The 10,994-nt window shown below is 71.4% G+C and carries 10 protein-coding genes; 8 read left to right on the forward strand and 2 right to left on the reverse strand.

Translation table 11 applies throughout. The annotated features are described in order from the left end of the window. Nucleotides 1–96 precede the first annotated feature (96 nt). The gene (locus ACMA1D_RS25865; RefSeq protein WP_414726405.1) at nt 97–636 is read right to left on the reverse strand and encodes a hypothetical protein; all 540 of its coding nucleotides are present in this window, start codon (nt 634–636) and stop codon (nt 97–99) included. Nucleotides 637–691: 55 nt separating this feature from the next. Next, nucleotides 692–1,315, reverse strand: coding sequence for a winged helix-turn-helix domain-containing protein (locus ACMA1D_RS25870; protein ID WP_414726406.1), 624 nt, complete (start codon nt 1,313–1,315; stop codon nt 692–694). Between the two features lie 1,306 nt (nt 1,316–2,621). On the opposite strand from ACMA1D_RS25870, the gene ACMA1D_RS25875 reads away from it, so the two are divergent. From ACMA1D_RS25875 to ACMA1D_RS25910, 8 genes are all read left to right on the forward strand, one after another. Continuing rightward, nucleotides 2,622–3,341, forward strand: a complete 720-nt coding sequence (locus ACMA1D_RS25875; protein WP_414726407.1) for a hypothetical protein — start codon at nt 2,622–2,624, stop codon at nt 3,339–3,341. 262 nt (nt 3,342–3,603) lie between these two features. Next, a complete protein-coding gene (locus ACMA1D_RS25880) occupies nt 3,604–4,215 on the forward strand; it encodes a sigma-70 family RNA polymerase sigma factor (RefSeq protein ID WP_414726408.1) in 612 nt (203 codons plus the stop codon). Nucleotides 4,216–4,524: 309 nt separating this feature from the next. Next, nucleotides 4,525–5,277: an aspartyl/asparaginyl beta-hydroxylase domain-containing protein gene (locus tag ACMA1D_RS25885; protein WP_414726409.1), complete on the forward strand. Its 753-nt coding sequence runs from the start codon at nt 4,525–4,527 to the stop codon at nt 5,275–5,277. A 1,086-nt stretch (nt 5,278–6,363) separates the two neighbouring features. After that, nucleotides 6,364–7,776: an MFS transporter gene (locus ACMA1D_RS25890; RefSeq protein ID WP_414726410.1), complete on the forward strand. Its 1,413-nt coding sequence runs from the start codon at nt 6,364–6,366 to the stop codon at nt 7,774–7,776. Nucleotides 7,777–8,044: 268 nt separating this feature from the next. Continuing rightward, nucleotides 8,045–9,178, forward strand: a complete 1,134-nt coding sequence (locus ACMA1D_RS25895) for a beta-ketoacyl-ACP synthase III (protein ID WP_414726438.1) — start codon at nt 8,045–8,047, stop codon at nt 9,176–9,178. Further along, nucleotides 9,175–9,411 carry an acyl carrier protein gene (locus ACMA1D_RS25900; protein WP_414726411.1) on the forward strand — a complete coding sequence of 79 codons (237 nt, stop codon included), beginning with the start codon at nt 9,175–9,177 and terminating at the stop codon, nt 9,409–9,411. The genes ACMA1D_RS25895 and ACMA1D_RS25900 overlap by 4 nt, the downstream gene beginning before the upstream one ends. Before the next feature lie 93 nt (nt 9,412–9,504). Then, on the forward strand, nt 9,505–10,392 hold the full coding sequence (locus ACMA1D_RS25905; protein WP_414726412.1) for a TauD/TfdA dioxygenase family protein: 888 nt from the start codon (nt 9,505–9,507) through the stop codon (nt 10,390–10,392). Next, a complete protein-coding gene (locus tag ACMA1D_RS25910; protein WP_414726413.1) occupies nt 10,392–10,949 on the forward strand; it encodes an FcoT family thioesterase in 558 nt (185 codons plus the stop codon). Before ACMA1D_RS25905 ends, ACMA1D_RS25910 begins: the two co-directional genes overlap by 1 nt. Nucleotides 10,950–10,994 lie beyond the last annotated feature (45 nt).

Raw genomic sequence — 10,994 nt, forward strand, 5'->3', positions numbered from 1 at the left:
CCCCCCCCCCCCCCCCCCCCCCCCCCCCCGTCCGTACGCCCGTATGCAGGCCCGCCCCGCGCGCGGGGGCGCGTACCGCCGCGGCCGGAGGAGCCGTCAGGCGGCCACCGCCACCGGCTCCACCCGGCGCGCCACGGCCTGCAACATCTCCAACCGGACGAGGCCGGCGCCACCGGCCCGGATGGCCAGCCAGTACGCGCCGAAGACCAGCCGGGAACGCTCGTCGGTGCAGCGCACCCGGGTCTCGATGGTCATCAGGCTGCCGTCGCCGTCCGCGACCACCCGCGCCCCGGTGACCGTCTTGGCCCAGCCGGGTTCGGCGAACGCCACGAACGCCTCCGGGTCACCGTCGGGGACCGGGGCGAGCTCGGGTCGTACGTGCCAGAACTTGGCGATCTTGCCGCGCACTTCACCGAGCTCGCCGCGGGCCAACAGGGGGACCGGGGCCGTCTCCGTGACCCGCCCGCTGAGCCGCAGCGTGCCCAGCGAGCGGATGCCGGTCAGCACCTGCGTGATGTGGAGCTCCTCGGCGGTCAGCTCCTGGAAGGCCCGCCAGGCCGCCGCGGGCTCGGCGTCGATCCGACGGCTGTAGCAGGACCGGAAGTCGTACTCGGGCATGAGACGGTCGCATTCCATGCCGGCACGCTATACCGCGGGCCGGAGCCGAGGATGGCCTTGCGCCGTACCGGAGTTAGCCGATGGGTGCGTACTTGTAGCCGACCCGGCGGACCGTGACGATCGACGCCCGGTGCTCCGCGCCGAGCTTGCGGCGCAGCCGGGCGATGTGGACGTCGACGGTCCGGCCGTCACCCACGTGCCCGTACCCCCACACCGTGGTCACCAACTGGTCCCTGGTGTGCACCCGGTGCGGATGCGCGACCAGATGGGCCAGCAGCTCGAACTCCAGGTAGGTGAGGTCGAGCGGGCGCTCGGCGACCCGGGCGATGCGCTGCTCGGGGTCGATCTGGATGAGTGCGTCGCCGGCGCCGCCCTCCGGCGCGGCGGCCACCGGGGCACCGCCGGGCCGCCGGTCGGCGGGGACCAGGACCAGGTAGCCGACCATCGGCGGCTGGCCGGGCAGCGAGGGGAGGGTGTGTGCGGGGGCGGGCAGCCAGGTGGCGTCCGCGTGCAGCAGGTCGGCGACCGGCGGCAGTTCGTCCGGTGCCACCGCCCGCAGCCGCTGCCGGGGCGGCTGGGTGCGGGTCCGCAGCGGCGCGGCGGTGGCGCCGGGGGCCGCGGGGGAGAGGGGAGCGGCCGAGACTGCGGCAGAGGCCGCGGAGACCGGCGCGGGGGACAGGGAACGTACGTTGGTCATGAGGGTCAGCTCTTTCGCGCAGCGGGCGTCAGTGGACGTCGTGCGCGCGGGCAGGGCTGGTGGCCGGGGAACCGACGTCCTAGCGGGACGTCGGGCAGCAGCGCAGTGAGCGGGCCCGCGCGTCAGAGCGCGCGACAACACTCACGGTCGAAGTGGTGCCCCTGGCGGGAAGGCCAAAACGGCTCAAGGTCGCTGCGACCTGTCGCGATGCTGTGGAGGCTGGCCATGCCCCTATTGAAGCAGACAATCCGATCGCGGTCCCCGGCTCGGTCGCAGGTCACCTCGCCGCCCGGCCCCCTTCGCGCGCCCCGGCGCGCACTGCTCCCACCCCCCAACGCAGCGCTGAACAGAGCCTTCCGCCCCCGCCGACACTCCGGCTCCGGGCCTGGTCACACGCCTCGTAGTGGCGTTGCTCACGGAGGGTTTCTACGCGCGTAGTGGCCGCTCTGGGCGCCCCGTTGGAGCCCGCCGGCGCCCCGCGGGCCCCCGCGGAGGGCCACGCCCCTTCTTGCCGGCTTCTTGCTGACTTCTTGTCGGCGGCTCCCGTTCGTCGCCTGCTGTTGGGCCGGGCGGTACGTGGGGGACGCCGGGGGGATGGGGGCTTGGCGGGGAGGGGTGCGGGCGCGGGGGTGGGTGACTGGCGGCGGGCTCGGGACGTGGGGGCTGGGGCGGGTGGGCCGGTCGGGTCTGAGGGGGCGCCGAGGGGCGGGCCGGCGAGGGGCGAAGGGGCGGGCGGGCCCGGAGAGGGGCGGTGGAAGGGCGCGCGGGCGCGGGCCGGGCCGGGGCGTCGCGGGGGAGCGGTGCGGGGAGGCGGCCCGAGGCGGTGGTGTGGGGCGGGGCGTGGGGCGGGGCATGGGGCAGCGGTACGGGGGATGGCGCGGAGGGCGGCGTGGGGCGGCGGGCACGGGGAGTGGGGGCAGGGCCGCGGCGCCGGGTGACGGCGTAGGGCTGCGGTGCGGAGGGGCGGCGGGGCTTGGGGAGTGGCGTGCGCTGAGGAGTGGCGCGCGGAAGCGGCGCGGGAGGGGGGCGTGCACGAGGTGACGGCGCGGTGGAAATGGGGGGACGGGCCCGGCGTCCAGCCGGAGGTAACGCTCCGTCACCGTCTTGTTTCGGACATGCCGACAGTCTGTCGAACGCGTGCGCTAGGGCTCGGGAATCGTCCCGACGCCCCATCAGTTCCCGTATGGAGAACGCTTCGAGGGGAGGGACCGACGATGTGTGGCCATGTCGGCAGAGTGCCGGCGACCGGCAAAGTTTCCCCTTCGGGGCACTCCGCTTGTCAGTGCTGCCTGGCAACATGTCGACTATGACCACTGGGCTGGCGTCCCGCGCCGTGCGTGCCGCGACCTTCGCGGCCGTGTGCGTCGCCGCCGCGGCGGCGGGGCACGCGCTGGTGTCCGGCGCGGGTTTCTCGCCGCTGGCGCTCGGCAGCGCGTTCGCCGGCACGGCGTCGGCCGCCTGGTGGCTGGCCGGCCGCGAGCGCGGCGCGTTCGCCGTGACCGGCGCAACCGTGGTCACCCAGTTCCTGCTGCACCTGCTGTTCTCGCTGACCGAGCACCACCCGGCCCTGACCGCGGCCGGCGCCGCGCCGGGCCGGATACCCCAGGCGGCACACCCCGGCCACTCCCCGCCGGACGCCGCGGGCGCCGCCGCCTCCGCCGCACAACTCACCGGTGACGCCGCCGCGGCCGTCCCGGTGGGCCCCGAGCACACCCAGTTGACCGGACTCGCCGGGTTGTCGCCCTTCTGTCACGGCTGGGCCATGTTGCTCGCCCACGTACTGGCCGCCGTGGTGTGCGGCCTGTGGCTGTGGCGCGGTGAGCGCGCCGCGTTCCGGTTCGGCCGGGCGCTGGCCGCCGCCGTCTTCGTACCGCTGCGCACCGCCTGGAGCGGCCTGGTCGCCGGCCCCTGGCGGCGACCGACCCGCTGCCTGGCCCGGACGTGCCGGGTCCGGCGGCTGCGCCAGATGTTCCTGCGCCATGTCGTGGTCGGCCGGGGGCCACCGGTCGGGGTCACCCTCGGCTGAACGCACCGTCACCTCGCGCCCGTGCAGCGCCCTGTGGTGGCGGGCGCATTTTCCGACGCCGGGACGCCCCCGCGAAGGCGTGCCCGTACGCGTCGGCTCCAGGCCCCGCGGTCCCTCGCCGTGCCCGTGCCGAAGCTGCCGTCGTGCCTTCGCCGGCCAGCCGGCCCTCCGGACGTGGCGGGGCGAGGCATGCGGTGCTGTCATCGCCGTCCCGCGGTCAGCCGTGGCTCGGCACACAGCCCCCACCAAGGACTCCGTTGCGATGATTCCTGCCCAAGTACGGGCCTGCCCCGGGCCGCCCCGCCCCGCGGACGACGAGGAGGTGACCGGTTGGGCGCTCGCAGCACGGGACGGCAATCCCGTCGCCGTCGAACGCTTCGTCCGGGCCACCTACCGGGACGTGTGGCGCTTCGTCACACATCTGAGCGCCGACGTCCACAGTGCGGACGACCTCACGCAGGAGACGTTCCTGCGGGCGCTCAACTCGCTGCCCCGCTTCGCCGGCCGTTCGTACGCACGCACCTGGCTGCTGTCGATCGCCCGCCGGGTGGTCATCGACCGGTACCGGTCGGCCGCCGCCCGGCCGCGGGTGGCCGACGCCCCCAACTGGCAGTCGGCGGCCGAGGGCGCGCAGCCGTCCGGGCTGCCCGGCTTCGAAGAGGGCGTCGCCCTGCTCGACCTGCTCAACACCTTGGAGCCGCACCGGCGCGAGGCCTTCATCCTCACCCAACTGCTCGGGCTGCCCTATGCGGAAGCCGCCGCCGTCGTCGGTTGCCCGGTCGGCACCGTGCGGTCCCGGGTGGCGCGGGCGCGGGAGGACCTGATCGCGCTGCTGCGTACGGCCGAGGTGTCCGGGGTGCCGATCGCGGCCTGAGCAGTGCGCCGCGCCAACGACGCCACCTGCGCCCCCCGCGCGGACCGAGTGGCCGCGCATCCGTACGCCGCGCCGAGTGGGCGTGTGCGACGGGCGCGAATACGACGCAGTGATCCGGCCACCCCACGTGGCCGGATCACGCGAGTTCTCGATTTCGGCCACCGGGGTATGCCCCTGGTTGTCCGGGCTGCGCGGTGGCAGCCCGGCCGCCACGGGGCCGCCGACTTCGCATGCTCGGCGTCGTCACCCTCTTCCTAGACTTTCCCGCTGACATTGCCGCACCTTTTCGCTCACCATCAGGAGAACGTTGTGACACCGGAGATTGAGAACGCCTTCGCCGAGATCCGTAGCAAGTACGGCGCCGACTCCATCGAGCGGGTGGAGGAGATGCTGGACAGCAAGAAGAGCGAGCGGCACCCGTTGCAACAGGGAGCCAAGTGGATCATGCCGGGTATTTCCCAGCAGCCGTGGCACGATGCGTACGGGCACGCCGAACACACACCGTTCATAGAAGCCCTGGAGAAGAACCACGGATCGATCAAGTCGGAGCTTGAGGCGACGTGGGCCGCGCGCCGTGAGGCATTCTCCAACTACGAGCACTACCTGACCCCGCAGGACGACTGGCAGGCCCTTTACCTGTACCGCAAGGGCGGTCTGGTTGCGGAGTCGGCGACGGCCGCGCCGACCGCGTACCAGGTGCTCAAGGACTTTGCCGTCGACACCGAGAAGATTTGCCCGCTCCTTGAGTGCCATTTCTCCACGCTGTTGCCCGGCGCGGCCATCAAGCCGCACTGCGACCTGTGGAACTTCAGCATCAACCTGCACCTGGCGGTGGACATCCCCGAGGGGTGCGGGATCAAGGTCGCGGGCGAGACGCGCGGTTGGGAGGAGGGGAAGTGCCTGCTCTTCGACTACTCCTTCGAGCACGAGGCGTGGAACTCGGGCACCCGCCCGCGCACCTGCCTGCTGGTCGACCTCTGGCACCCGGACACCACCGTCCCCGAGCGGGCGGCGCTGGTGGCGCTCATCACCGAGATCCGCAAGCTGATGGGCGAGGACTGAGTTCCTGACCCCCCGCGGCGAAGTCGCCGTACCCACCCCTAATTGAATCCGACACGAGCTGCCGCCGTTCGTCCCCCGGGACGGACGGCGGCAGTCGTCTGTGCGGGCCCTGGCGGGGCGGGCAGGAAAGCCGATGGGAGTGAACGGCAGATGGACGGTGGGCGAGCGCACCGGGACGGACCGTAGCCGGATATGCTCCCCCGACCCGATGGCTGCATCGTGCAGGAGATCGGGCGGTGCGCGTGCCGTGGAGTTGCGCCGTCGGTTTCGGCCCGCTCGTACAACACGCCGCGGGGCCGGTTCTGGTCGGCCCGGTGGGATTCCGTGTGAACAGCACTTGTCGTCTGCTATGCAGACGCAAATCACACGTCAACTGTCCAACGTATGGACAGCTTGGTCTGTGCCAAGGCAGCATGTGATGAAGAACTTCGCACCGGTCGGGAACTCGATGCCTTTCTCGTGCGACTACCGAAAAAGGCCCTCCCCAGAAGCCCGGAATGGCACCCTCCGAATGCCTGTGGGAATGCCGACCGAGTGCCTTCAATTCAGCCTCGTGGCCACTTGAATCGGTCATCCCTGCCGCTGTACCCTCGCCAGGCGTTGGCCGAAAAAGGACTATCCTGACTAGGCGTCAGGTCAGTCGAACCGGGCAAAAAGGCGCGAAGTTAACCAGCGTTTAGTGGGCCCCCTAGCCGGGCAACGCCCTGGTTCGGTCGGACACCCGTACGGAAGGGGAGAGGGGAATCTGGCGCTCCGGGTGGCCGATTTCCACTGGACATGAAGACGCTCAGTGACGCCTTAGCCATGACCGCAACCGGAATCTGAGCCAGGCCGAAAAGAAAGTCGAATGCTTGCCGCGCCGATGAGCGTGAGCAAGCATCCAGAACGCGTCACCCATCGGCGTGTGACCAGGTGTTCGCGGGCCGGGACGGCCCGCCGCCAGGACCGGCCATTCGGTGTGCGGTGCGGCATGGCGCACCGCCGTTCGTGATCCGTCGTACGCACCACAGTGATGATCCGCCGCAGCAAGGCGTCGGGAACCGCTGTTGCGCTCTCAGTGGGTTCCTAAGGGGGGAATGTCCGAGCATGTCCGCAATAACGTCGCCCGCGCCACCCCGTCAACGCCTTGGTCTGTCCCTGTTCGTCCTGGCCGCCGCGCAGTTGGTGATCGCACTCGACTTCAACATCGTGTACGTGGCCCTGCCCAGCATCCAGAACGGCCTCGGCTACTCCGACCAGGACCTCCAGTGGGTGGTCAGCGCGTACGTGGTGGCCACCGGCGGCTTCCTGCTGCTCGGCGGTCGCGCCACCGACCTGCTGGGCCGACGCCGGATGTTCGTCCTGGCCGCCGCCCTGTACGCCGGTTCCTCGCTGATCGGCGGGGTCACCGACGCGGCCTGGCTGCTGATCGCGGTGCGCGCCGTACAGGGCCTGGGCGGCTCGCTGCTCTTCCCCGCCACCCTCTCGCTGATCAACACCATCTACGAGGAGGGCCCGCGGCGTAACAAGGCGCTCGCGGTGTGGGGCGCGGCCGGGGCCGGTGGGCTGTGCTTCGGGTCGCTGCTCGGCGGCGTGCTCGTCGAGTGGTTCGGCTGGCCCTCGGTCTTCGTGGTCAACGTGCCGCTGGCCGCGGCGATCGCCGTCGGGGGCTGGCTGCTCTTCCCCGCCGATCCGCCGCTCGCCCGCGACCGCGGGTTCGACGCCTGGGGCGCGCTGACCGCCACCGCCGGCATCACGCTGCTGGTCTTCGTGCTGGTGCGCGGGCCCGAGGTGGGCTGGACGAGTCGGGCGACGCTGCTGTGCGCCCTCAGTTCGCTGCTGTTGCTGGTGGCGTTCGCCGCCATCGAGGCGCGCACCCGCGACCCGCTCACCCCGGGCCGGCTGTTCGCGCACCGGTCGCTGGTGCTCGCCATGGGGCTGGCCGCCGCGTTCAACGCCACCTTCGCCTCGATCCCGTACTTCCTGACCCGCTACCTCCAGGTCGTGCACGGCTACAGCGCCCTGGAGACCGGGCTGGCCTTCCTGCTGCCCGCGGTGATGGTCGCCGCCGGCACCCAGCTCGGCGAGCGGGCCATCGCGGCCTACGGCGTACGGCCCACGCTGCTCGGCGGGTTGCTGTGCGGGGCGGTCGGCGCCGCCGCGCTGGCCGTGGCCTTCTCCGACAGCGGCGCCTACGGCCCGCTCGTACCCGGCCTCACGCTGCTCAGCCTCGGCCAGGGCGCGGCCTGGACCGCGCTGTGGATCGTGGCCGCCTCCGGCGTCGCCCCCGGCGACCAGGGCATCGCATCGGGCCTGTCCTCCACCACGCTGCAAGTGGGCGGCGCCGTCGGGCTCGCCCTGCTGGTCGCCGTGGCCAACACCCGCAGCGACGGGCTGAGCGGCGCAGCGTTGCGCGCCGGCCTGATCGACGGCGTCCAGTTGGTCGGCTACCTGATCGCGGCCGGCATCGGCGCAGCGGCATTGGCGCTGTTCGCGCTCAGGAGGGCCGTGAGCCGCTAGCGGCCGGTGAGGCCCCTCGCCCACTCGGGCTCCCCACCCACCCCACTCGATCCGCTGCCCAGCCCCTCCCGATCCGCCGCCACGACCTCGCACCCCGATCCCGCCGGGACCGTCCCCGCCCAGGACCGTCCCCGCCCCGGACCTTCCCCGTCCACCGCACAGCCGTCCGTCACGCTCCACCCGCAAGCCGACCGAGGAGACCGCCGTGTCCAGCGCCGCTGCCCAGCCCCCTGATACCGACCGCACCGCACCCCTCGACGGCCCGCGGGTGGCCGGCGCCCCGCGCGAGCGGGCCGCCGTACTGTGCGGACTCGCCGGCTGGGTGCCGCCCCGCGTCGTCACCAACGACGAGCTCTCCCAGCGCCTGGACACCAGTGACGCCTGGATCAGGACCCGCACCGGCATCGGACAGCGGCACTTCGCCGACCCCGGGCAGGCCACCTCCGACCTCGCCGTCGAAGCGGGCCGGCGGGCGCTGGCCGCCGCCGACCTGCCGGCCCCCCGGAGCGGGCCGACCGCGGGCCTGACCGAGGACCGGCCGGTGGACGCCGTGGTGGTCGCCACCACCACCCCCGACCGCAGTTGCCCGGCCACCGCCCCGCTGGTCGCCCACCGGCTCGGCCTCACCGGCGTGGCCGCCTTCGACGTCAGCGCGGTGTGCACCGGCTTCGTCTACGGGCTCGCCGCAGCCGCCGGCCTGATCACCGCGGGCGCCGCCAGCCGGGTGCTGCTGATCGGCGCGGACACGTACTCGACCATCGTGGACCCGGACGACCGGGCCAACGCGATCATCTTCGGCGACGGCGCGGGCGCGGTGGTGCTGCGCGCCGGGTACGCCGACGAGCCGGGCGCCGTGGGCCACTTCGACCTCGGCAGCGACGGCGCCGAGGAAGAGCTGATCATGGTGGCCGCCGGCGGTTCCCGGCAGCGCTCGCTGCCCGGCGAACCCAGCCGGGCCGAACGGCACTTCGCCATGCAGGGCAAGGCGGTGTTCCGGCACGCGATCACCCGTATGACGGCCTCCGCCCGCGCCTCGCTCACCGCCGCCGACTGGAAGGTCGACGACGTCGACCACTTCGTGCCCCACCAGGCCAACCAGCGAATCCTGCGCGCCGTCGCCGACGACCTCGGACTGCCGCTGGAGCGCTGCATCTCCCACGTCGAGTCGGTCGGGAACACCGGAGCCGCCTCCATCCCGTTGGCGCTCGCGGACGCGGCGGCGGGCAACGTTATCCAGCCCGGGGACCGGGTCCTGCTCTCCGCCTTCGGCGGCGGGCTGACCTGGGGCTCGTGCGTACTGCGCTGGCCCGCCCTGCCATCTCCCACGCCGTCCGCACCTGCGGCAGCTCAACCCGTACCCGTCTCAGTGTCCGTATCAGAGGGAGGACCGCACGCATCATGAGCGCCACCTACGACCGTCTCATCGGCCTGCTCACCAAGTTGCACGAGACCCCGCCGGCCGACGTGAGCCCCGACGTCACGTACGCCGAACTCGACGTGGACTCGCTCACCCTGGTGGAGATCGCCATGCACGTCGAGCGGGAGCTCGGGGTCAGCATCGAGGACAACGAGCTGCACCCCGACCTGAGCCTGGCGGCCACCGTCAAGCTCATCGACGAGCGGCTCCCCGCCTAGCCCGGGCACCGTCCCAGGGCCCCCGTCCAGTACGTCCGCCCCGCCCCGGGGTTCCCTTCTCAATTTCTCAACACCCTCGAAAGGCAAAGCATCATGGAGATCGTCCCGCAGGAAGGCAAGAAGCTCGGCGCCGCCGTGCACGGCTTCGACTACGCGACTGCTTCCGAAGCGGATATCGCACAGCTCAAGGAAACGGTTTACACCAAGAAGATCGCGGTGTTGAAGAACCAGGACCTTGACCCCGCGCAATTCCTGGAGCTCGGCAAGCGCCTCGGCCGTCCCGAGACGTACTACGAGCCGATGTACCAGCACCCCGAGGTGCCCGAGGTGTTCGTATCCTCGAACGTGCCGAAGGACGGCAAGCAGATCGGCGTGCCGAAGACCGGCAAGTTCTGGCACGCGGACTACATGTTCATGCCCGACCCGTTCGGCATCACGCTGATCTACCCCCAGGTCATTCCGCAGAAGAACCGCGGAACGTACTTCATCGACATGGGCAAGGCGTACGAGGGGCTGCCGGAGGAGCTGAAGAAGGCGGCCGAGGGCACCCGCTGCCGGCACTCGGTCCGCAAGTACTTCAAGATCCGCCCGCACGACGTCTACCGCCCGATCTCCGAGATCCTCGAAGAGGTGGAGACCAAGACCCCGCCCGTGGTCCACCCGACCACCTTCACCCACCCCATCACGGGTGAGACGGTGCTCTACATCAGCGAGGGCTTCACCGTCGACATCGAGGACGAGGACGGCAAGCCGTTCGACACCGACCTGCTGCACGAACTCTTCAAGGCCACTGGGCAGTTGGACGACACGTTCAGCAACCCCAACATCCACTTGCAGAGCTTCGAAAAGGGCGACCTGCTGGTCTGGGACAACCGCAGCCTCATCCACCGCGCCCTGCACACCACGGCGCCCGAGCCCACCTCCTCGTTCCGGGTCACCGTGCACGACGAGCACAAGCTCTACGACGGACTCACGGTCTGATGGGTCCGTCCACCGCCGAACGGACCGCCGGCAGCCAGCCGGCGGCCCCCGAGTGGTACGCCACCGACAGCGAACTCCTGCCCCCGGTGCTGCGCCCCTACAAGGAGAACTGCAAATACCTGCTCTCCGCGGAAGTGAGCGCCACCGGCGGACTGGCGACCGCCCGTTGCGAATTCGCCATTCCGGAGTCGTGCTACATCGATGACACCGGGCACCTGAACGCGGTCGAGGTAAACATCTGCTACAACCAGATGATGTATTACCTGGTCGCCAAGTCCGTACAGGAAGGGCTGATGCCCGGATTCGCCTCCTGGACGATGGACGACTACTGGCGGCACCAGCTCCCCGATATCCTCATCGCCCGCTTCGGCAGTAATTTCCGACGGCCGATCAACCCCCGTTCCTTCTCCGGCGAGATGAGTTTCAACTCGCTCACTCGACGCACCCCGGGCGGCGGCGATCCCATGCTGCTCGCCGACACGTCGTACCGGTACTGGGACGCCGACGGCGGACGCTGCGATGGCGAGGTCACGCTCGCCTTCGTGGGCGTCGGCTGACCGTCACTCTCAACCAGCGATCACACCCACCGTGGGGGGGGGGGG

It is taken from the genome of Streptomyces sp. 796.1 (genome assembly GCF_047525675.1).
Lineage (GTDB): Bacteria > Actinomycetota > Actinomycetes > Streptomycetales > Streptomycetaceae > Streptomyces.